Annotated in this window: 17 protein-coding genes and 1 tRNA gene; 11 read left to right on the top strand and 7 right to left on the bottom strand. The window is 67.9% G+C overall.

Annotated features, from left to right (window positions below):
* Nucleotides 1–39 precede the first annotated feature (39 nt).
* A complete protein-coding gene (locus ACFVX4_RS16360; protein WP_136330601.1) occupies nucleotides 40–177 on the bottom strand; it encodes an SPW_0924 family protein in 138 nt (45 codons plus the stop codon).
* A 143-nt stretch (nucleotides 178–320) separates the two neighbouring features.
* The gene (locus tag ACFVX4_RS16355) at nucleotides 321–2,033 is read right to left on the bottom strand and encodes a lytic transglycosylase domain-containing protein (RefSeq protein WP_389977086.1); all 1,713 of its coding nucleotides are present in this window, start codon (nucleotides 2,031–2,033) and stop codon (nucleotides 321–323) included.
* 187 nt (nucleotides 2,034–2,220) lie between these two features.
* Here ACFVX4_RS16355 and ACFVX4_RS16350 point away from each other — a divergent pair, with 187 nt between their 5' ends.
* Nucleotides 2,221–3,048, top strand: coding sequence for a DUF4184 family protein (locus ACFVX4_RS16350; RefSeq protein ID WP_389977084.1), 828 nt, complete (start codon nucleotides 2,221–2,223; stop codon nucleotides 3,046–3,048).
* 99 nt (nucleotides 3,049–3,147) lie between these two features.
* Here ACFVX4_RS16350 and polA read toward each other — a convergent pair whose 3' ends face one another.
* The gene (gene polA / locus ACFVX4_RS16345) at nucleotides 3,148–5,859 is read right to left on the bottom strand and encodes a DNA polymerase I (RefSeq protein ID WP_389977080.1); all 2,712 of its coding nucleotides are present in this window, start codon (nucleotides 5,857–5,859) and stop codon (nucleotides 3,148–3,150) included.
* Between the two features lie 171 nt (nucleotides 5,860–6,030).
* Between polA and ACFVX4_RS16340 the strand changes: the two genes are divergently transcribed.
* The 7 genes from ACFVX4_RS16340 (at nucleotide 6,031) to ACFVX4_RS16310 (ending at nucleotide 15,251) form a co-directional block, all read left to right on the top strand.
* The gene (locus ACFVX4_RS16340) at nucleotides 6,031–8,307 is read left to right on the top strand and encodes an FdhF/YdeP family oxidoreductase (protein WP_389977077.1); all 2,277 of its coding nucleotides are present in this window, start codon (nucleotides 6,031–6,033) and stop codon (nucleotides 8,305–8,307) included.
* 99 nt (nucleotides 8,308–8,406) lie between these two features.
* On the top strand, nucleotides 8,407–8,877 hold the full coding sequence (locus ACFVX4_RS16335; RefSeq protein ID WP_266420691.1) for a PaaI family thioesterase: 471 nt from the start codon (nucleotides 8,407–8,409) through the stop codon (nucleotides 8,875–8,877).
* A gap of 684 nt (nucleotides 8,878–9,561) precedes the next feature.
* Entirely contained in the window at nucleotides 9,562–10,779 is a 1,218-nt protein-coding gene (locus ACFVX4_RS16330; protein ID WP_389977574.1) for a branched-chain amino acid ABC transporter substrate-binding protein, read from the top strand.
* Nucleotides 10,780–10,880: 101 nt separating this feature from the next.
* A complete protein-coding gene (locus tag ACFVX4_RS16325) occupies nucleotides 10,881–11,810 on the top strand; it encodes a branched-chain amino acid ABC transporter permease (protein ID WP_266420688.1) in 930 nt (309 codons plus the stop codon).
* A 5-nt stretch (nucleotides 11,811–11,815) separates the two neighbouring features.
* A complete protein-coding gene (locus ACFVX4_RS16320) occupies nucleotides 11,816–13,609 on the top strand; it encodes a branched-chain amino acid ABC transporter permease (RefSeq protein WP_389977073.1) in 1,794 nt (597 codons plus the stop codon).
* 5 nt (nucleotides 13,610–13,614) lie between these two features.
* Nucleotides 13,615–14,538 carry an ABC transporter ATP-binding protein gene (locus ACFVX4_RS16315; RefSeq protein ID WP_389977572.1) on the top strand — a complete coding sequence of 308 codons (924 nt, stop codon included), beginning with the start codon at nucleotides 13,615–13,617 and terminating at the stop codon, nucleotides 14,536–14,538.
* Entirely contained in the window at nucleotides 14,535–15,251 is a 717-nt protein-coding gene (locus ACFVX4_RS16310) for an ABC transporter ATP-binding protein (RefSeq protein WP_266420683.1), read from the top strand. Before ACFVX4_RS16315 ends, ACFVX4_RS16310 begins: the two co-directional genes overlap by 4 nt.
* 66 nt (nucleotides 15,252–15,317) lie before the next feature.
* Here ACFVX4_RS16310 and ACFVX4_RS16305 read toward each other — a convergent pair whose 3' ends face one another.
* Nucleotides 15,318–15,968 carry an ANTAR domain-containing response regulator gene (locus ACFVX4_RS16305; protein ID WP_266420680.1) on the bottom strand — a complete coding sequence of 217 codons (651 nt, stop codon included), beginning with the start codon at nucleotides 15,966–15,968 and terminating at the stop codon, nucleotides 15,318–15,320.
* A 99-nt stretch (nucleotides 15,969–16,067) separates the two neighbouring features.
* On the opposite strand from ACFVX4_RS16305, the gene ACFVX4_RS16300 reads away from it, so the two are divergent.
* Nucleotides 16,068–16,142, top strand: a tRNA-Leu gene (locus ACFVX4_RS16300).
* Between the two features lie 110 nt (nucleotides 16,143–16,252).
* A complete protein-coding gene (locus ACFVX4_RS16295) occupies nucleotides 16,253–17,017 on the top strand; it encodes a transcriptional regulator (RefSeq protein WP_389977570.1) in 765 nt (254 codons plus the stop codon).
* Nucleotides 17,018–17,025: 8 nt separating this feature from the next.
* On the opposite strand, the gene pyk is transcribed toward ACFVX4_RS16295, so the two are convergent.
* Both pyk and ACFVX4_RS16285 read right to left on the bottom strand, forming a co-directional pair.
* Nucleotides 17,026–18,459, bottom strand: a complete 1,434-nt coding sequence (gene pyk, locus ACFVX4_RS16290; RefSeq protein ID WP_389977069.1) for a pyruvate kinase — start codon at nucleotides 18,457–18,459, stop codon at nucleotides 17,026–17,028.
* Between the two features lie 74 nt (nucleotides 18,460–18,533).
* The gene (locus ACFVX4_RS16285; RefSeq protein WP_389977066.1) at nucleotides 18,534–19,283 is read right to left on the bottom strand and encodes an SIMPL domain-containing protein; all 750 of its coding nucleotides are present in this window, start codon (nucleotides 19,281–19,283) and stop codon (nucleotides 18,534–18,536) included.
* A 181-nt stretch (nucleotides 19,284–19,464) separates the two neighbouring features.
* On the opposite strand from ACFVX4_RS16285, the gene ACFVX4_RS16280 reads away from it, so the two are divergent.
* Nucleotides 19,465–21,276, top strand: coding sequence for a bifunctional metallophosphatase/5'-nucleotidase (locus ACFVX4_RS16280; protein WP_389977063.1), 1,812 nt, complete (start codon nucleotides 19,465–19,467; stop codon nucleotides 21,274–21,276).
* Nucleotides 21,277–21,719: 443 nt separating this feature from the next.
* Here ACFVX4_RS16280 and ACFVX4_RS16275 read toward each other — a convergent pair whose 3' ends face one another.
* Nucleotides 21,720–22,127: an SH3 domain-containing protein gene (locus tag ACFVX4_RS16275; protein WP_389977060.1), complete on the bottom strand. Its 408-nt coding sequence runs from the start codon at nucleotides 22,125–22,127 to the stop codon at nucleotides 21,720–21,722.
* Nucleotides 22,128–22,415: the final 288 nt, after the last annotated feature.

Below are 22,415 nucleotides of genomic sequence, written 5' to 3'. Positions count from 1 at the left end.
CTTCGGTTGCTTCTTCCGGTGGTCGGTGCCAAAGGGGCACTAGTTCTTGGGGCCCGGAACGGTGGTCAGCAGGGGTTTGGGCGAGGTCTCTCCCGGCGGGGCGCCGATCGCGCTGATGGTGAGGACGAGCGCGAGGGCTGCGGCCAGCCCGATGGCGGCGGCGACGAGAGCACGCATGCCGGTCCTCCCGGAGAGCATGGATCTGATGGGTCGTCAGGGTTGGGGCACCGTAGCAATGCGGGCGCGAGATGAGAACACGTAGAACAGCCCCTCTGCCGGGTGGTGGCAAAGGGGCTGCTCCTGCGTGCGGCCGGGCGGGGTCAGGCGGCGGGCGCCTCGGGGGTCTCGGACGCCTCGGGGGTCTCGGATGCCTCGGGGGCCTCGACCTTCAGCTCGATGACCATCGTGGCGCCGCCCTCGGTGGTGAGGCGCAGCTTGTAGGTGCCCGCGGTGTCGTCGGCGTAGATCTCGGGCAGCTTCAGGGTGCCGTCGGCGTCGGTCTTCAGCTCCGTGAGGGTACGGACCGTCTTGCCGTCGGCGTCCTTGAAGTAGGGGCCCTTGTCGTTCTCGGCCGGCTCCTCGGCGTCGGTGATCATGGTGGCGGTGACGGCGACACCGGCCGCGACCGCGTCCTTGTAGGTGGCCTTGACCTCGACGGTGTCGGCGAACTCGGTGCCGGGTGCCGCAGTCAGTGCCTTGTCGTCGGTCCTCGCGATCTCGTCGGCCTGACGGGCGGTGACGGTCGCGGTGTAGGCGACGGGGGGCAGCGAGCGGCCGGTGGCGGTGGCCCGCACCCTGAACTTCCCGGCCTTCTCGCCCGCCTTCAGCACCGGGGCGGTGACCGTGCCGTCGGTTCCGGTGAGAAGGGTGACCGCGTTCTTCCCGCCGCCGAAGGCGGCGTCGGTGTCACCGGCGATGGTGAAGGTCACGGACACCTTGGCGAGCGGGCCGCCGAGGCTGTTCTTGGCCCGCACCTTGATCCGCTCGGCGAAGGCGTCGCCCGCGGTGGCGGTCAGCGTGCCGGTACCGGCGTTCTCCAGGCCTGCGAGGGTCTGGGCCGGCGGGGTCGTGGGCGGGGTCGGCGGCGAGGTCGGGCCGGTCGATCCGCCATCACCCGGCTTCGTCGGGTCCGGGCTCGGCTCGGGCTTCGGCTTGGTCGTCCCGGACGGCGAGGGGGACGGGCTCGGGCTGCCGGAGCTGTGGTCCCTGCCTCCACCGAGGCCGGGCGGAACGGTGCCGGTTCCGTCGGGGATCTCATGGGTGCCGCGGTTGTAGTAGTCGAACCACGAGCGGACGGTGCGCAGATAGGCGTCCGAGTGGTTGTAGCTCAGGACCGCCCGGTCGAGATCCGCGGCGAGGGACAGATCGCGGGAGCCGGCGCAGAGGTAGCGTCCGGCGGCGAGCGCCGCGTCGTAGATGTTGTTGGGGTCCTTGCGGCCGTCGCCGTTGCCGTCCTGGCCCCAGGTCGCCCAGGTGGACGGGATGAACTGCATCGGGCCGACGGCGCGGTCGTGGGTCGAGTCCCCGTCGTACGCCCCGTTGTCGGTGTCCTTGATCATGGCGAAGCCCCGGCCGTCGAGGACCGGGCCGAGGATCGGCGAGAACGTGGTGCCGTTCGCGTCGACCCTGCCGCCGCGGGCCTGGCCGGACTCGACCTTGCCGATCGCGGCGAGCAGCTGCCAGGGCAGCCGGCAGGCGGCGTCGGTGTCGTCGAGGGTCTGCTCGGCCTTCTTGTACGCGGCCAGGATCGAAGCCGGGATACCGGATTCCGCACTGCCGGTGACGGGCAGATTCGTGGACGTGCCCGGCTTGTCGGGGGTGTTCAGCGGGGGCAGGTCCGTGTAGTACGGCGAGTTGCCCGTGGCCGCGCTGTCGTCGGGCGGAGGCGTCGACCCGGTGGACTGCTGGTCGCCGCTCTCGGTGACCAGCGATGTGCCCGGGGCCCCCGAGGCGGAGAGCGCCGCCACGGCGACGGCGGCCACAGCAGTGGTGGTCGCCCCCTTGCGAAGCCGGCGACCGAATTGCGCTGCCATAACCTCTGGCCCCTCCCCTTCGACGACTGTCCACGCTCCCCAGCAGCAGGACTCAGGCGACCCTACGGCAACTTGTGCCGCCAAGACACCGTGCACTGACCGGTTCTCACCTGTTTTTCACGTTCCGGACAGCAAGTTGTACGGCAGTGGTCGGGCGGGCGACGGTGGCTCGCGCATACTTGCCGCCATGCCGTTCACACTCAGTCATGCCGCCGCCGTTCTCCCGGGGATGCGGCGGGACGGGACGGCACGTGGGCCGCTGTTCGCCTCGGCCCTCGTCGCGGGTTCGTTCGCCCCCGACATGACGTACTACGCGGACACCGCGGTTCCCGGCGCCATGGAGTTCGGCCGGGTCACCCACTCGGTGTGGGGTGTGTTCACGGTCGATGTGCTGATCACCGCGGCCGTCGTGGCGTTGTGGCTGCTGCTGCGCGAACCACTGGTGGCGCTGCTGCCGGGAACCTGGCAGGGACGGGTGCACGCGTTCGTACGGGGACGGCGCGGGGCCGCCCGGGGCGTGCGGGAGGCCGCCGGGTTCGTACTGTCGGCGGTGATCGGGGCCGCCACCCATGTCGTCTGGGACGCCTTTACCCACCACGACCGGTGGGGTGTTCGCCTGGTGCCGCTGCTCGACGGGAGCGTCGGCGGATTTCCGGTGTTCCAGCTGGTGCAGTACGGCAGTTCGGCGGTGGCCCTGGCCGTGCTCGCGTGGTTCACGGCGTCGGGGCTGCGGCGGACCGGGGCGCGCCCGGTCCCCCCGTCCGTGCCGGTGCTGGACCGCCGGGGACGGTGGTCGGCGGGGGTGCTGCTGAGCGTCTGCGTACTGCTCGGCATCGCCCACCGGTGCGCACGCTGGTACGCGTACTTCGGGCACATCGACACCCCGCTGGACATCATCCCGACCGCCTGCTTCGGCGCCGGGGCGGGGCTGGCGGTGGGCCTGGTGCTGTACGGGGCGTGGATGCGGCTGCGGCGACCGCGCACGGCCGCACCCGCGGTCGCCGGACGGGCATAGGACACAGGGGCCGGGCGGACCCAAGGATCCGGACGGGCCCGGGGATCCGGACGGGCCCGGGAACATCGCGTCCCGGGCCCGTCCGGCGCCGTCGGCGGGTCAGTGGGCCGCGGACTCCCAGTCCGTACCGACGCCCACCGAGACATCCAGCGGGGCGCGCAACTGCACGGCCGTGGACATCTCGTGGCGGAGGATCTCCTCCACCTGTGCCCGCTCGCCCTCGGCGACCTCCAGCACGATTTCGTCATGGACCTGGAGCAGCATCCGGGACTTCAGCTTCGCCTCGGTCAGAGCCCGGTCGACCTGGAGCATGGCGACCTTGACGATGTCCGCGGCCGTGCCCTGGATCGGTGCGTTGAGCGCCATCCGCTCGGCCATCTCGCGGCGCTGGCGGTTGTCGCTGTTGAGGTCGGGGAGGTAACGGCGGCGGCCGAAGACCGTCTCCGTGTATCCCGTGGCCCTGGCCTCCTCCACCACCCGGTGCAGATAATCACGCACCCCGCCGAACCGCTCGAAGTAGGTGTCCATCAGGCCGCGCGCCTCGCCCGCCTCGATGTTCAGCTGCTGGGAGAGACCGAACGCGGAGAGCCCGTACGCGAGTCCGTAGCTCATGGCCTTGATCTTGCGGCGCATCTCCGGGTCGACGGCCGACTTGTCGACGCCGAAGACCTGCGAGGCGACCGTGGTGTGCAGGTCCTCGCCGGAGGTGAACGCCTCGATCAGGCCCGCGTCCTCGGAGAGGTGCGCCATCACCCGCAGCTCGATCTGGCTGTAGTCGGCCGTCATCAGCGTCTCGAAGCCCTCGCCGACGACGAAGCCGCGGCGGATGGCCCGGCCCTCGTCCGTACGGACCGGGATGTTCTGCAGGTTGGGGTCGGTGGAGGAGAGCCGGCCCGTCGCCGCCACCGTCTGGTTGAACGTGGTGTGGATACGGCCGTCCGCCGCGATCGTCTTGATCAGGCCCTCGACCGTGACCCGCAGCTTGGCCTGCTCGCGGTGGCGCAGCATGATCACCGGCAGCTCGTGCTCGGTCTGCGCGGCGAGCCAGGCCAGCGCGTCGGCGTCCGTCGTGTACCCGGTCTTCGTCTTCTTCGTCCTGGGCAGGCCCAGCTCGCCGAAGAGGACTTCCTGGAGCTGCTTGGGCGAACCGAGGTTGAACTCGCGGCCGACCGCGGCGTGCGCCTCCTTCACCGCCTGCTGCACCGCACCGGCGAACTGCTGCTCCATGCCTTCCAGATGGGCCCGGTCGGCGGCGATGCCGTGCCGCTCCAGACGGGCCAGCAGAGCGGACGTCGGCAGCTCCATGCCGTGCAGCAGATCGGTCGCGCCGACCTCTGCCAGCCGGGCGGCGAACGCATCGCCCAGATCCAGGACGGCGCGGGCCTGCGTCATCAGGGACTCGGCCTCGGCCTGGTCGTCCGCCCCGAAGGCCAGCTGGCCGTCGGACGCCGCGGCGGGGGCCAGCTCACGGCCCAGGTACTCCACCGCCAGCGCGTCCAGCGCGAAGGAACGACGGCCGGGCTTGACCAGATAGGCGGCCAGCGCGGTGTCCATCGTGACGCCGTCGACCTGCCAGCCGTGCTCGGGGAAGACCCGCATGGCGCTCTTCGCGTTGTGCATGACCTTGGGCCGGTCCGCGTCGGCGATCCAGGCGGCGAACGCCTGCTCGTCGCCCGCGTCGAGCAGGGCCGGGTCGAACCAGGCCGCCGCGCCGTCCGCCGCGGCCAGCGCGATCTCGGTGACCGTGCCGCTGCCGACCAGCCAGGCGTCGACCGTGGCCACGCCGAGCGGCTGCCCGCCGTGCTCGGCGAGCCAGGGCGCGAGCTCGCCCGCGCCCAGCACCGCGCCGTCCAGCTCGATGCCCGCGGCGGGCGCCGGGGCCTCGTCCTCGGCCGCACCCGGGTCGACGGCCAGCAGCCGCTCGCGCAGGCTCGGGTTACGGATCTCCAGGACATCCAGCACACCCGTCACCGCGGTGCGGTCGTACGGTGCGCGCTCCAGGTCCTGCGGGGTCTTCGGCAGCTCCACGTCACGGACCATCTCGGTCAGCCTGCGGTTCAGCCGCACCGCGTCCAGGTGGTCCCGGAAATTCTGACCGGCCTTGCCCTTGACCTCCTCGGCGCGCTCGATCAGCTCGTCGAACGAACCGAACTGATTGATCCACTTCGCTGCGGTCTTCTCACCGACACCGGGGATGCCCGGGAGGTTGTCCGACGGGTCACCGCGCAGCGCCGCGAAGTCCGGGTACTGCTGCGGTGTCAGCGCGTACTTCTCCTCGACCTTCGCCGGGGTGAAGCGCGTCAGCTCCGAGACGCCCTTGGTCGGGTACAGCACGGTGACGTTGTCCGTGATCAGCTGGAACGAATCCCGGTCACCGGTGACGATCAGCACCTCGAAACCGGCCGCCTCGGCCTGCGTGGCCAGCGTGGCGATGACATCGTCCGCCTCGAAGCCGTCGACCGCGAAACGGTCCGCATGCATCGCGTCCAGCAGCTCGCCGATCAGCTCGACCTGCCCCTTGAACTCGTCCGGTGTCTTCGAGCGGTTCGCCTTGTACTCCGGGAACTCCTGCGAGCGCCAGGTCTTGCGGGAGACGTCGAACGCCACCGCGAAATGCGTCGGCGCCTCGTCACGCAACGTGTTCGCGAGCATCGACGCGAAGCCGTACACCGCGTTCGTCGGCTGCCCCGACCCTGTCGTGAAATTCTCCGCAGGCAGCGCAAAGAACGCCCGGTACGCCAGGGAGTGCCCGTCCATCAGGAGCAGGCGCGGTCGGTTGTCTGCCGTCTTCTTCGATGCCGTCTCAGCCACGCCCCCGATCCTGCCACGGACCACTGACATTCCCGACCGGCCTCGCTCGCCGTCCTCCCTGCCGGTGCCGCGTGTCGGTGCCGCGTGACAGGATCGCGAGAGGAACACGGACAGCATCGATGCGCACCGCGCACCGCGCAGCTTCGCAGTCGGCTCAAAGGGGAGCACGAAATGGCCACCAAGCCGCCCACCGGAGATCCGGTCCAGGACGCGCCGCGAATCGAGCCGGCGCAGCACGCCGCCGCCGGGCTGCCGGCCGTCGCCCACAGCCTGCTCATCGCCCAGCAGCAGATGGGTGTGCGGCGCACCGCGCAGACCCTCCTCAAGGTCAACCAGAAGAACGGCTTCGACTGCCCCGGCTGCGCCTGGCCCGAGGGCGACAAGCGGCACACGGCGGAATTCTGCGAGAACGGCGCCAAGGCCGTGGCCGAGGAAGCGACGCTGCGCCGGGTCACCCCCGACTTCTTCGCCGCGCACCCGGTCGCCGACCTCGCCTCGCGCAGCGGGTACTGGCTGGGCCAGCAGGGCCGGATCACCCAGCCGATGTACCTCCCCGAGGGCGCCGACCGGTACGAGGCGGTCACCTGGGAGCGCGCCTTCGCCGTCATCGCCGAGGAGCTGGGCGCGCTCGGCTCCCCCGACGAAGCCCTCTTCTACACCTCGGGCCGCACCAGCAACGAGGCCGCGTTCCTGCTCCAGCTGTTCGCCCGCGAATTCGGCACCAACAACCTCCCCGACTGCTCCAACATGTGCCACGAGTCCTCCGGCTCGGCACTGACGGAGACCATCGGCATCGGCAAGGGCAGCGTCTCCCTGGAGGACCTCCACCGGGCGGACCTGATCATCGTCGCCGGACAGAACCCCGGCACGAACCATCCCCGGATGCTCTCCGCCCTGGAGAAGGCCAAATCGGCTGGCGCGAAGATCATTTCGGTGAATCCGCTCCCCGAGGCGGGCCTGGAACGGTTCAAGAACCCGCAGACCCCGCTCGGCATGATCAAGGGCGCCGCGCTCAACGACCTCTTCCTCCAGATCCGGATCGGCGGCGACCAGGCCCTCTTCCGCCTCCTCAACAAAATGATCCTGGAGACCGAGGGCGCCGTCGACGAAGCCTTCGTACGGGAGCACACCCACGGTTACGAGGAGTTCGCCCGAGCGGCCCGCGAAGCGGACTGGGACCAGACCCTCGCCGCCACCGGCCTCGACCGCGGCGCCATCGAGCAGGCGCTCGCCATGGTCCTCGCCTCGAAGCGCACCATCGTCTGCTGGGCCATGGGCCTCACCCAGCACAAGCACTCCGTGCCGACCATCCGCGAAGTCGTCAACTTCCTGCTGCTGCGCGGCAACATCGGCCGGCCCGGCGCCGGAGTGTGCCCCGTCCGAGGCCACTCCAACGTGCAGGGCGACCGCACCATGGGCATCTTCGAGCGCCCCGCCCCCGCCTTCCTCGACGCCCTCGACCAAGAATTCGGGATCACCTCACCGCGCCACCACGGCTACGACGTCGTCCGCTCCATCCAGGCCCTGCGCGACGGCGACGCCAAGGTCTTCTTCGCCATGGGCGGCAACTTCGTCGCGGCCACCCCCGACACGGACGTCACCGAGGCCGCGATGCGCCGCGCCCGCCTCACCGTCCACGTCTCCACCAAGCTCAACCGCTCGCACGCCGTGACCGGCACCCGCGCACTGATCCTGCCGACGCTGGGACGCACCGACAAGGACGTCCAGGCGAGCGGCAAGCAGTTCGTCACCGTCGAGGACTCCATGAGCATGGTCCACTCCTCACGCGGCAACCTCACCCCCGCGAGCCCCCACCTGCTCTCCGAACCCGCCATCGTCGCCCGCCTCGCCCGCGCCGTCCTCGGCCCCGGATCGGCCACCCCCTGGGAGGAGTTCGAGAAGGACTACGCGACGATCCGCGACCGCATCTCCCGCGTCGTCCCCGGCTTCGAGGACTTCAACGCCCGCGTCGCGCACCCCGGCGGCTTCGCCCTCCCGCACGCCCCCCGCGACGAACGCCGCTTCCCCACCGCGACCGGCAAGGCCAACTTCACCGCCGCGCCCGTCGAGTACCCCGAACTCCCCGAAGGCAGGCTGCTGTTGCAGACCCTGCGCTCCCATGACCAGTACAACACCACCATCTACGGCCTCGACGACCGCTACCGCGGCATCAAGGGCGGCCGCCGCGTCGTCCTGGTCAACCCCGACGACGCCCGCACCCTCGGCCTGCCCGACGGCGCGTACACCGACCTCGTCGGCGAATGGAAGGACGGCGTGGAGCGCCGCGCCCCCGGCTTCCGCATCGTGCACTACCCGACCGCCCGGGGCTGCGCCGCCGCCTACTACCCGGAGACCAATGTGCTGGTCCCTCTCGACTCCACCGCCGACACCAGCAACACCCCGGCCAGCAAGTCCGTCGTCGTCCGCTTCGAGAACACCGTCGCATGATCACGACGGACAGGCCCTAAGCGTCCGCTCAGTCGTCTGATAAGAACGATGCACACAGCAACGAAGCCGTGAACCACCGCAGACGATCGGAGCCGGCCCATGGGCGAGCACACCGCACCCAAGTTCCCCCAGGAGATCATCGACGAGTACGCCGCACTCGGCGTCGACCTGCCCGCCCTCTTCTCCGCCGGCCACCTCGGCGAACGCATGGGCGTCACCGTCGTCGAAGCCTCCGCGGACCGCGTCGTCGGCACCATGCCCGTCGAGGGCAACACCCAGCCCTACGGACTGCTCCACGGCGGCGCCTCCGCCGTCCTCGCCGAAACCCTCGGCTCCATCGGCTCCATGCTCCACGGCGGCGCCACCAAACTCGCCGTCGGCGTCGACCTGAACTGCACCCACCACCGCGGCGTACGCAGCGGACTCGTCACCGGCGTCGCCACCCCCGTACACCGCGGCCGCTCCACCGCCACGTACGAGATCGCCATCACCGACGAACAGGACAAGCGGGTCTGCACCGCACGCCTCACCTGCATGCTCCGCGACGCCCCCCGGCCCGACGCCGCCTGACAGGCCGGAAACACACCGCACACACCACACGGCACCACCGCCCGGCACCACTGCCCGGCCGGAACACAATCCGGCCGGGCATCGCCATACCCGCCCACAACCACCCACGCACCACTCACGATTGACAACCGGACGCACCAACTCCCTTGACCGGAAACCTCGTTGTGTGGCCCACTCGGCACCCCACACACACCGACCCCGCATCCCCCACACACAACACCGCGTCGACCACATCAGCCCAGATGTGACACTGCGTAACCACTATCCGATACGCGGACGCCCTCACGCGGCCCCACCGACCCGGCCCCCACAGCCGCCGGGCACCTCGCCATGCCCTCGCACACCCCACCCCGCCCCACCTCGCGCGACAGCACCATGATCGGCTCAAGCCCCTTAGCAGAGCTGCGCGTTCTCAGAATGCGGTCACTTCGCCGTCCGGTAAAAAGCCGTACATGTCCGCACAGCCACCTCAAGCCTTCCTCAAGGGCATAACAAGAGAGTCACATCCTGCGGCGGACCCATCCCCGACCCCCACACCTGCGCCTAGAGTCACCGCCAGTCACCGCGCCGCCGGGCGCGTCTGCAGCACGGCCCTGTACCAACCAGTACGGCCCGGCGAACGACACGGCACCTCAAGCAGAGGAGGCCGCGCCAGGGAAAGGACCTTTCGTGCGACACCGTTCTTTGCTCATCCTCACCACCGTGCTCACGACCGGAGCACTGACCCTCACCGCCTGCGGGTCGCGCGACGACAACAAGAAGAGCAGCGACAGCGGCGGCACCCAGACCGTCGTCATCGGCGTCGACGCGCCCATCACCGGCGACCTGTCCGCCCTCGGCCTCGGCATCAAGAACTCCGCCGACCTCGCCGCCCAGACGGCCAACAAGGACAAGACCGTCCCCGGCATCAAGTTCGAGGTCAAGCCGCTCGACGACCAGGCACAGCCCTCCGTCGGCCAGCAGAACGCCCAGAAGTTCATCGACGACGACACCGTCCTCGGCGTCGTCGGCCCCCTGAACTCCGGCGTCTCCCAGTCGATGCAGAAGCCGCTCAACGACGCCGGCCTCACCCAGGTCTCCCCCGCCAACACCGGCACCGAGCTCACCCAGGGCGAGAAGTGGAAGACCGGCGACAAGAAGCGCCCCTTCAAGACCTACTTCCGCACCGCCACCACGGACCAGATCCAGGGCGCCTTCGCCGCGAAGTACCTCTTCAACAACGCGAAGATCAAGCAGGTCTACCTCATCGACGACCAGAAGCCCTACGGCGCCGGTCTCGCCGCCTCCTTCAAGAACACCTTCACCACCCTCGGCGGTAAGATCGTCGGCTCCGACCACGTCAACCCCGACGACCGCGACTTCAACGCCGTCGTCACCCAGGTCAAGAAGTCCGGCGCCAAAGCCGTCTACTACGGCGGCGAATACCCCGCCGGCGCACCCCTGAGCCAGCAGCTCAAGGACAGCGTCCAGATCCCCCTCATGGGCGGCGACGGCATGTACAGCGCCGACTTCATCAAGCTCAACAAGAAGGCCCAGGGCGACATCGCCACCTCCGTCGGCAAGCCCGTCGAGGAACTCGACTCGGCCAAGAAGTTCATCGCGGACTACAAGACCGCCGGCTACAAGGACGCCTACGAGGCCTACGGCGGCGGCACCTACGACGCCACCTGGTCGATCATCGAAGCCGTCAAGATCGCCGTCGCCGACAACGGCGGCAAGCTCCCCAGCGGCGACGACGCCCGCGCCAAGGTCCTCGCAGCCATGGCCAAGGTCAAGTTCGACGGCGTCACCGGCCCCGTCTCCTTCGACGAGTACGGCGACACCACCAACACCATGATGACCGCCTACCAGGTCGACGGCGGCAAGTGGACCTCCAAGCTCAGCGAGGCCTACAAGCCGTAACAAGCTCCCCGGCCCACGCCTGACCCACACCAGACCGCGCGGGAGCGCTACCAGCCCTCCCGCGCGGTGCCATATCCGAACCACTCCACGGAGGCCCTGCGGTGAACGAACTGCCGCAACAGCTGGCCAATGGACTCATCCTCGGCGCGATGTACGGACTCATCGCGATCGGCTACACGATGGTCTACGGAATCATCCAGCTCATCAACTTCGCCCACGGCGAGATCTTCATGATCGGAGGCTTCGGAGCTCTCACCGTGTACCTCTGGATGCCGGCCGGTGTCTCCCTCCTCGCAATCATCCCACTCATGATCATCGGCGGCGTCATATGCTCCGTCGCCGTCAGCGCAGCCGCCGAACGCTTCGCCTACCGGCCCCTGCGCAACGCCCCCAGACTGGCCCCGCTGATCACCGCGATCGGACTCTCCCTCGCACTCCAGCAGGCCATCTGGAAGTGGTACCCCGACGCCAAGAAGGACCGTTCCTTCCCCCAGTTCAAGGGCGAAGCGATCGACATCTTCGGCGCCCACATCCAACGCGGTGACCTCTTCGTCCTCATCACGGCACCCATCTGCATGCTCGCCCTCGGGCTCTTCGTCTCCAAGACCCGCTCCGGCCGCGGCATGCAAGCCACCAGCCAGGACCCCGACACCGCCAAGCTCATGGGCATCAACACCGACCGCATCATCGTCATGGCCTTCGCCATCGGTGCCGCGTTCGCCGCCGTCGCCGCCGTCGCCTACGGGCTCAAGAACGGCCAGATCGGCTTCAAAATGGGCTTCATCATGGGCCTCAAAGCCTTCACCGCAGCCGTACTCGGCGGCATCGGCAACATCTACGGCGCCATGCTCGGCGGCGTCGTACTCGGCATCGCCGAATCCCTCGCCACCGGCTACATGAGCAACGTCCCCGGCATGGAACTCTTCGGCGGCGGCGCCTGGAAGGACGTATGGGCCTTCGTCCTCCTCATCATCGTCCTGCTGCTCCGCCCCCAGGGCCTGCTCGGCGAACGCGTCGCGGATCGGGCGTGATACGGATGACCACCAACCACACCACCACACCCGCACCCGCCCCCTTCCTGCCGATCCCCGCGGCAGCCGCCCGCATCGGCACCGTCGCAGGCGCCGCCGTCGCACTCGCCGGCACCTTCCTCGCCTGGACCTGGACCGACCAGTTCCCCGGCGACCTCACCGTCACCGGCTACCCCGGCGGCCTCCAGGTCCTCACCCTCATCAGCGCCGCACTCACCCTGCTCCTCGCACTGTCCGGATACGGCATCCGAGGCCTGCGCTGGCTCACCCCCGGCGGCACCAACAGCCCCGTCCGCCTCCTCGCCCTCGGCACCCTCGGCACCACCGGCTACACCATCGGCGCCATCGCCTACGACCTCGGCGGCGTCGTCAACCTGGAACCCGGCGCCTGGGTCAGCGGCATCGGCGCACTCATCGCCACCATCACCGCACTCGGACTCCCCGGCGACCACCCACTCGCCGACACCGGGACCACCGCCTGGCAGCGCTTCCGCAACAGCCTCGGCGCCCCCCAGGCCCCCCGCGCCAAAGCCCTCCCCTCCTGGGCCGAAATCCTCATCATCGTCGCCGCGTTCGGCATCGGCCTCTATGTCTTCACCTACGGCATCGACACCGACTACACCGAACTCTTCATCGGCTTCCTCATCACCGTCGGCTTCGCCTTCACCGCACTCCACCGAGCCGGACTCATCTCCCGCCTCACCGCACTGACCGCGAAGCACCGCAACATCACTCTCGCCGCAGCCCTCGTCGCAGCCGTCTGCTTCCCCTTCACCCAGCAGAAAGAGGAATACGCGCTCATCGGCGCCAACATCCTCATCTTCGGCACCGTCGCACTCGGCCTCAACGTCGTCGTCGGCCTCGCCGGCCTCCTCGACCTCGGATACGTCGCCTTCCTCGGCGTCGGCGCCTACGCCGCCGCCCTGGTCTCCGGCTCCACCATGTCGGCCATCGGCGTCGAATTCCCCTTCTGGGCCGCCGTCCTCACCGGCGCCGGAGCATCACTCGTCTTCGGCGTACTCATCGGCGCACCCACCCTGCGACTGCGCGGCGACTACCTCGCCATCGTCACCCTCGGCTTCGGTGAAATCTTCCGCCTCACCGTGAACAACCTCAACGGCAACAGCGGACCCGACCTCACCAACGGCTCCCAAGGCATCCCCAGCATCCCCGACCTCAACTTCTTCGGATTCGACTTCGGCCTCAAGCACAACATCCTCGGCTTCGACCTCGGCAGGTCCGCCAACTACTACCTGCTGATGCTCGTCTTCACCGCCGTCGTCGTCCTCGTCTTCCGCCGCTCCGGAGAATCCCGCATCGGCCGCGCCTGGGTCGCCATCCGCGAAGACGAAACCGCAGCCACCGCCATGGGCATCAACGCCTTCCGGCTCAAACTGCTCGCCTTCGCCCTCGGCGCCACCCTCGCCGGACTCGCCGGAACCGTCCAGGCACACGTCAACTACACCGTGACACCCGAGCAGTACCAGTTCGCCGGCTCCGTACCCCCCAACTCCGCCTTCCTCCTCGCCGCCGTCATCCTCGGCGGCATGGGAACCCTCAGCGGACCCCTCGTCGGCGCCGCACTGCTCTACCTCATCCCGGCCAAGCTCCAGTTCATGCAGGACTACCAGCTCTTCCTCTTCGGCATCGCACTCATCCTCCTGATGCGCCTGCGCCCCGAAGGACTGGTCGCCGACCGCAGGAAGCAGCTCGAATTCCACGAGAACGACGAGCCCGACGTACCGGAAGCACGGCAGCCCGAAGAGACCGGCGCCGGCATCGCCAAGGCGGGGGCGTGACCACCATGACCACCACCACGAAGACCGCCACCACCGTCCTCGACGCCAGCGGCGTCACCATGCGCTTCGGCGGCCTCACCGCCGTACGCGATGTCGACCTCACCGTCAACGCGGGCGAGATCGTCGGCCTCATCGGCCCCAACGGCGCCGGCAAGACCACCTTCTTCAACTGCCTCACCGGCCTGTACGTCCCCACCGAGGGCAAGGTCAGCTACAAGGGCACCGTCCTGCCGCCCAAGCCCCACCTCGTCACCCAGGCAGGCATCGCCCGCACCTTCCAGAACATCCGGCTCTTCGCCAACATGACCGTCCTGGAAAACGTCCTCGTCGGACGCCACACCAGGACCAAGGAAGGCCTCTGGTCCGCCCTCCTGCGCCTCCCCGGCTTCACCAGGGCCGAGAACGCCAGCCGCGAACGCGCCATGGAACTCCTGGACTTCATCGGCCTGGCGGACAAGGCCGACCACCTCGCGCGCAACCTCCCCTACGGAGACCAGCGCAAGCTGGAAATCGCCCGCGCCCTCGCCAGCGACCCCGGACTCCTCCTCCTCGACGAGCCCACCGCCGGCATGAACCCGCAAGAGACCCGCGTCACCGAAGAACTCATCTTCGCCATCCGTGACCAGGGCATCGCCGTCCTCGTCATCGAGCACGACATGCGGTTCATCTTCAACCTCTGCGACCGCGTCGCCGTCCTCGTCCAGGGCGAAAAGCTCGTCGAAGGCACCCCCGACATCGTCCAGAGCGACGAACGCGTCGTCGCGGCCTACCTCGGCACCCCCTTCGAAGGCGCCCCCGGCGCCGAAGAAGCCGCCGAGGTCGAAGCCGCAGAAGCCGGAGCCGCCGGAGCGAGCACCGCCAGGACCGCGGCCACCACCGACACCAGCACCAGCACCAGCACCAGCACCGAGGAGGAGGACACCCGATGACCGCACTGCTAGAGGTCGAGGACCTCCGCGTCGCCTACGGCAAGATCGAAGCCGTCAAGGGCATCTCCTTCACCGTCGAAGCCGGCCAGGTCGTCACCCTCATCGGCACCAACGGCGCCGGCAAGACCACCACCCTGCGCACCCTCTCCGGCCTCCTCAAACCGGTCGGCGGCCGCATCGTCTTCGACGGCAAACCGCTCGCCGACATCCCCGCGCACAAGGTCGTCTCCCTGGGCCTCGCCCACTCCCCCGAGGGACGCCACATCTTCCCCCGGCTGACCATCACCGAGAACCTCCAGCTCGGCGCCTACCTCCGCAACGACAAGGCGGGCATCGAAAAGGACATCCAGCGCGCCTACGACCTCTTCCCCATCCTCGGGGAACGCCGGAAGCAGGCCGCCGGAACCCTCTCCGGCGGCGAACAGCAGATGCTCGCCATGGGCAGGGCCCTCATGTGCCAGCCCAAACTCCTGATGCTCGACGAACCCTCCATGGGCCTCTCCCCGATCATGATGCAGAAGATCATGGAGACCATCGTCGAACTCAAGGCCCAGGGCACCACCATCCTGCTCGTCGAGCAGAACGCCCAGGCCGCGCTCTCGCTCGCGGACCACGGCCACGTCATGGAGGTCGGCAAGATCGTCCTCTCCGGCACCGGCGCGGACCTCCTCCACGACGAGTCCGTCCGCAAGGCCTACCTCGGCGAGGACTGACACACACGAGGAAGGCCCGCGTCCCGGATGTCCGGGACGCGGGCCTTCCTCGTACTCGCGTACGGCCTACTCGGCCGCCTTCTTCTTCTCCTCGGCGTCCTCGATCAACGCCTCTGCCAGCTGCTGCATCGACAGCCGTCGGTCCATCGACGTCTTCTGGATCCACCGGAACGCGGCCGGCTCGGAGAGCCCGTAATCCGTCTGCAGAATGCTCTTCGCCCGGTCCACCAGCTTCCGCGTCTCCAGCCGCTGCGCGAGATCCGCGACCTCGGACTCCAGCGCCTTCAGCTCCGCGAACCGCGACACCGCCATCTCGATGGCCGGCACCACGTCGCTCTTGCTGAACGGCTTCACCAGATACGCCATCGCCCCGGCGTCCCTGGCCCGCTCGACGAGATCGCGCTGCGAGAACGCGGTCAGCATCAGGACCGGCGCGATGGACTCCTCGGCGATCTTCTCCGCCGCGGAGATCCCGTCCAGGACCGGCATCTTCACATCGAGGATGACCAGGTCCGGCCGGTGCTCCCGAGCCAGCTCGACGGCCCGCTGCCCGTCCCCGGCCTCGCCGACGACCGCGTAGCCCTCTTCCTCCAGCATCTCTTTGAGGTCGAGACGGATGAGCGCCTCGTCCTCGGCGATGACGACGCGGGTTGTCAGCGGCGGAACGTGCGACTTGTCGTCGTCGGCGGCGGGCTGGGGCGACTCGGGCGTGGTCACGGGGCTCCTTGATCAAGGCAGGGGTACTGCTGCCAAGAGCCTACCCAGCTGCGGTAAGGTGGTCGGGCAGCGGGTCGAGGGAAACCTACGATTCAGCGAGCCCCGGTAGTCCAATTGGTTAGAGACAATGGATTCAAAACCCATACAGTGTCGGTTCGAGTCCGACTCGGGGTACTTTTCCTTCGATTCCAAGGCCGCCGAAGAATGGCTAGGCTTCACGTGAACGTGTGAATGCCAGCTTGTTCCGCCTCCAGGTTGCCTGGATACCGGACAGGCTCGGCCTGGTGTACGACCTTGATACGCGCAAGCGCGCTCTGGCCCTCGTCGCGCAGGGTTTCAGCCAGAACTCCGTAAGCAGACAGACCGGCATCTCGCGCGCCGCAATCCGTTCGTGGCAGACACGAACAGATCCCCTCGGCAGGGGGCGCGCTGCGGGCTGTCCGCGATGCAGCGACATGCCGAGTGATCCTGAAGTCCCCGCTGCGTACGCCTACTTACTGGGCCTCTATCTCGGCGACGGCTGCATCAGCTCCAGCAAGAGGGGCGTGCATTTCCTCCGTATCGCCTGCGCCGACAGCTGGCCCGGTCTCATCGACGCTTGCGCCGAAGCCATGCAGCTCGTGCGCCCCGGCAACAAGGTGTTCCGAGTTCAGCGTCAGGGCTGCCAGAACGTGACCTGCTACAGCAAGCACTGGCCGTGCTTCTTCCCCCAGCACGGCCCCGGCAAGAAGCACGAGCGCACGATCTCTCTCGAACCCTGGCAGCAGCAGATCGTGCGTACCCACCCCTGGGAGTTCATCCGCGGTCTGGTCCACTCCGACGGATGCCGAGTCACCAACTGGACCACGAGACTCATCGGCGGCGAGCAGAAGCGCTACGAATACCCCCGGTACTTCTTCACCAACTTGTCGGCCGACATCCTGCGGCTTTTCACCGACGCCTTGGACTTCGTCGGCGTTCACTGGAAGCAGGCCAACAGCCGGAACATCTCCGTCGCCCGACGGGCGTCCGTCGCGCTGATGGACGCCCACGTCGGGCCGAAGTACTGACGACCGGCCTACTTCGGGCTGTCGTCCTCACCGATGTGATGCGCCCGCACCAGGTTCGTCGAGCCCGGGACCCCCGGCGGGGAGCCGGCCGTGATGACCACGACGTCGCCCTCCTGGCAGCGGCCGATCTTCAGCAGCTCCTCGTCGACCTGGGCGACCATCGCGTCCGTCGAGTCCACGTGCGGGCCGAGGAAGGTCTCGACGCCCCAGGTCAGGTTCAGCTGGGAGCGGGTGGCCGGGTCCGGGGTGAAGGCGAGGAGCGGGATGGGTGAGCGGTAGCGGGAGAGGCGCCTGACCGTGTCGCCGCTCTGGGTGAAGGCGACCAGGAACTTCGCGCCGAGGAAGTCGCCCATCTCGGCTGCCGCGCGGGCCACCGCGCCGCCCTGGGTGCGGGGCTTGTTGCGGTCGGTCAGGGGCGGGAGGCCCTTGGTGAGGATGTCCTCCTCGGCGGCCTCGACGATGCGGGACATCGTGCGGACCGTCTCGATGGGGTACTTGCCCACGCTGGTCTCGCCGGAGAGCATCACCGCGTCCGTGCCGTCGATGACCGCGTTGGCGACGTCGGAGGCCTCGGCGCGGGTGGGGCGGGAGTTGTCGATCATCGAGTCGAGCATCTGGGTGGCGACGATGACCGGTTTGGCGTTGCGCTTGGCGAGTTTGATCGCGCGCTTCTGGACGATCGGCACCTGCTCCAGGGGCATTTCGACGCCGAGGTCGCCGCGGGCGACCATGATTCCGTCGAAGGCGGCGACGATGCCGTCGATGTTCTCGACGGCCTGGGGTTTCTCCACCTTGGCGATGACGGGGAGGCGGCGGCCTTCCTCGTCCATGATGCGGTGGACTTCCTCGATGTCGCGTCCGCTGCGTACGAAGGAGAGGGCGATGATGTCGGCGCCGGTGCGCAGGGCCCAGCGGAGGTCTTCGATGTCCTTCTCGGAGAGTGCGGGGACGGAGACGGCGACGCCGGGGAGGTTGAGGCCCTTGTGGTCGGAGACCATGCCGCCTTCGATGACGGTGGTGTGGACGCGGGGGCCGTCGACTTGGGTGACTTCGAGGGTGACGCGGCCGTCGTCGACGAGGATGCGTTCGCCGGTGGTGACGTCGGCGGCGAGGCCGTCGTAGGTGGTGCCGCAGGTGTGGCGGTCGCCTTCGACGGGTTCGACGGTGATGGTGAAGCTGTCGCCGCGTTCGAGGAGTACGGGGCCTTCGCGGAAGCGTCCGAGGCGGATCTTCGGGCCTTGAAGGTCGGCGAGGATGCCGACGCTGTGTCCGTTCTCGTCGGAGGCCTTGCGTACGCGGTGGTATCGCTCTTCATGTTCGGCGTAGGTGCCGTGGCTGAGGTTGAGGCGGGCGACGTCCATTCCCGCTTCGACCAATGCCTTGATCTGGTCGTATGTGTCGACGGCGGGGCCCAGGGTACAAACGATTTTTGCTCGGCGCATGGTTCGAGCCTAGACCTTACCTACGGGTAGTTATTTGGCGTGCCGTGACTGCTCAACGACCTTTGGATGAAGGCTTATTGACAAGTGTTGAATTGTGCGGCGGGGTGCTCGGATGAGCATTGTTTTCTACAGTTTTGGCGGTGACATGATGAAGCGGGCGTTGACCTGGGCGTAGACGGTCTGGCGTTGTGGTTCGAGGTCGAGGGCGGGGGCGGGTTCGGGTGTTGCTCCGCCGAAGGCGGCGCGGCCGCGCATGGCGCCGGGGGCGGGGAGCGCGGGAGGGGCGGTGTTCTCGGCGCCGAGTCGGCGAGTTCGACGAGGGCGGTGAGCTGGGCGCCGAGGGCGTCGGCGTATTCGCGGGCGCGTTGGACGGCTTCGTGGACGGCTTGGCGGCGGGCGGTTCCGTGGGCGGGTGAGTCGGGGCGCAGGTCCCACCAGGGGCCGTTGACCCGGGTCATGTCGAGGTCGGCGATTCGGGTGGTGAATTCGCCCAGCGCGGTGAAGTCGTTGAGGACGGCGGTGATGTGGACGCGGCCGTGGTAGGCGTGGATTTGTTCGTTGCGGCCTTTCTGGGTCAGTTCGGGCGTGATGGAGATTGCGCCGGTTTCGAGTTTTTCTATGGCTTGTCCGTAGGAGCGTGCGAGTTCGAGTACGTGGTTGTTGCGGCGGGTGAGGTCTTCGAGGGCGTTGCGGCGGTCCTTGCCGCGGGCGGTGACGGTGATGGTGATGCGGGCGGTCTCGGGGTCGACTTCGAGGCGGGCTTCGCCGCGGACTGCGACGCGGGGGTGTTCGGGGGTGCCGTAGGACGGTGGGGTGTGGGTCATGGGTTCACTGTCGCATCCGGGTCCGACAGCGGGTGGTCATCAGATCGAAACCCGCAGGGGGTGTTGCCGGGTGCGGCTCCTGGGTCATTATCTACGCGCGTTGTGTGCGGCGGGCCCTGTTGTGCGGGTGCCGTGTCGTACGAGAACCGAGCTGCGTGAGAACTGAGATGTGGGAGACGAAATGCCGCTGAACCGTAGGACGTTCCTGGGCACATCGGCGGCCGCCGGTGCGGGTGTGGCGATCGCGGGGGGTTCCGCGGCGCCTGCCGCGGCCCATGGTCATGACCATGGGCATGGTCACGGGCGTCCGCCGAAGCGGTACTCGTTCACCGTGATGGGGACGACGGATCTGCATGGGAATGTCTTCAACTGGGACTACTTCACGGACAAGGAGTTCGACGACAAGGCGCACAACGATGTCGGTCTGGCGAAGATCTCGACTCTGGTGGACCAGGTGCGCCGGGAGAAGGGTCGTCGTAACACGCTGATGATCGATGCGGGTGACACGATCCAGGGCACCCAGTTGTCGTACTACTACGCCAAGATCGATCCGATCACGGCGAAGCGTGGTCCGGTGCATCCGATGGCGCAGGCGATGAATGCGATCGGGTACGACGCGGCGGCGTTGGGCAACCATGAGTTCAATTACGGTATTCCGGTGCTGCGGAAGTTCGAGGAGCAGTGCGACTTCCCGCTGCTGGGTGCGAACGCACTGGATGCGAAGACGTTGCGGCCGGCGTTCGCCCCGTATGTCATCAAGCGGTTGCGTACTCCGCACGGCCGGGATGTGAAGGTGGCGATCCTGGGGCTGACGAATCCGGGTATTGCGATCTGGGACAAGGCGAATGTCGGCGGGAAGATGGTGTTCCCGGGCCTGGAGGAGCAGGCGGCGAAGTTTGTGCCGCGGCTTCGTTCGATGGGTGCGGATGTGGTGATTGTTTCGGCGCACTCGGGCAACAGTGGTACGTCGTCGTACGGTGATCAGATCCCGTATGTGGAGAATGCGGCGGGTCTGGTGGCCGAGCAGGTGCCGGGTATCGATGCGATTCTGGTCGGGCATGCGCATCTGGAGATCCCCGAGTATTTCGTGGAGAACAAGCAGACCGGCAAGAAGGTGGTGCTTTCGGAGCCGTTGAAGTGGGGGCAGCGGCTGACGCTGTTCGACTTCGATCTGGTGTGGGAGAAGGGTCGCTGGGTGGTAGAGAAGGCGGGTTCGCAGGTGCTGAACTCCAACACCGTGGCGGAGGACCCGAAGATCACGAGGCTGCTGACGGACGAGCACAAGAAGGTTGTGGCGTACGTCAATCAGGTGATCGGTACGTCGACGGCGGCGATGACGACGGCGGAGGCCGCGTGGAAGGACGAGCCGATCATCGATCTGATCAATGTCGTTCAGGCGGAGACGGTGAAGGCGGCTCTGGCGGGTGGCGCGTATGCGGCGCTTCCGGTGCTTTCGCAGGCGTCGTGCTTCTCGCGTACGGCGCAGATTCCGGCCGGCGATGTGACGATCAAGGATGCGGCGGGTCTGTATCCGTTCGAGAACACGCTTGAGGCGCGTTTGCTGACGGGTGCGCAGCTGAAGGATTATCTGGAGTTCTCGGCGCGGTATTACGTGCAGACGGCGGCTGGTGCGCCGGTGGACACGGCGAAGTTGACGAATGCGGACAATACCCCGGATTACAACTATGACGCGGTGTCGGGTCTGACGTATGAGATCGATATCGCGAAGCCGAATGGTTCGCGGATCGTGAATCTTGCGTTCGAGGGGAAGCCGATCGATCCGGCGGCTCAGTTCGTGCTGGCGGTGAACAATTATCGGGCCAGTGGTGGGGGGAATTTCCCGCATGTGGCGGGTGCCAAGCAGTTGTGGGCGAATTCGGAGGAGATCCGTAACACGATCATTGCTTGGGTGCAGGCGAAGGGTTCGGTGGACCGTTCGCAGTTCGCGTCGGTGGACTGGCGTCTGACGCGGGACGGCACGCCGGTGTTCTAGGTCCTGTCCGGCGGATCATGGCCCTGGTTGTTCTGTCCTGTGACGGGAACGTTCGCCGGGTTGCTCGTTGCACTGGTTGGCCATGGCAACGTCTCCTACCGGGGCGGGGTTCGGCACCGCCGGTGAGGGATCGCAGGCCGACCGAGCCGGAAGGGCAGAGGCCGTAGCAGATCGTGTGGCGGGGCAGTACCGGTTCGGTCCCGGTCGTCGCGCGCCTGGTCCAGGCGGACGAGGACGCCGTCCGGGTTGATCCATCGTTTCAACGGGATTGGGCTTTGGTGCCTGGCCCCTCAGCGAGCGGGAGGCCGCCCCCGTCTGCTCGGCAGTGACGACGAGGACTTCGTCGTCCGGGCGGGGCACGCCACGGCGGACCGCAGTTTCGGGCGAAACAGCCCGAGGACCACGGTCCGCCAAGGTTCGAACGTTCGGAGGGACAGGTGTGCTCAGCCCTTGGCGTCGGCGGCCTGCGGGCTGGAAGTGAACCCGTTCGGTTGGGCATCCTTGCAGTAGGGGACGGCTCCGGTCTGGACTACGTACCTGGCCGAGATCCATGCCTGCTCGTCACGCAGCAGGTACCAGACGTCGTCGCCGACGATGTCCTGCGCACGGACCTTGCATCGCAGGCCCACCTGATCGTAGTAACTGAGGATGCCCAGCACCGACGAGTCGGTGCTGGGGTACTGCCGCTCGTTCACCCCACTCTGACTGATCACCGTGGCGTAGGGCTCCACGGGAACAGAGTCCTGAGAAGGCGCCGCAGCTGCCAGCAACGGAGCACCTAGCACCATGGCTACGGCAGCACCCGAGCACGCGGCAATGTGCCGAGCGCGCCTCTTCACGATCTTCAACATGACTTTTTCCTCTCGCTCTTCGCCCCTGCCCCTGAGTCACATCCGATCACCTCTCGGGTCATATGCCCTGCACCCTGTGCCGTGGGAGCGTATTGACCCCCCGAAAAGACGATCGCAATCGGGCTAAGGTCGACTGCGCACCGAGCTGGGCGGCAGGTTCTGCCCAGCCGTCCGTCCGGGAGGGCCGACCGGCTGGGTCTGTCAAACGAGCGGTGTAACTCAGGTTGTTGGAGTTACTGGCGTGCTGCGGAGAGCCGGCCGTCGAAGGTGATGTCGAAGGCGTTGAGT

This window comes from Streptomyces sp. NPDC058240, assembly GCF_042882135.1.
GTDB lineage: Bacteria > Actinomycetota > Actinomycetes > Streptomycetales > Streptomycetaceae > Streptomyces.
Note: the sequence above shows the minus strand (reverse complement) of the source record. Positions and strands in the feature narration are given on the sequence as shown.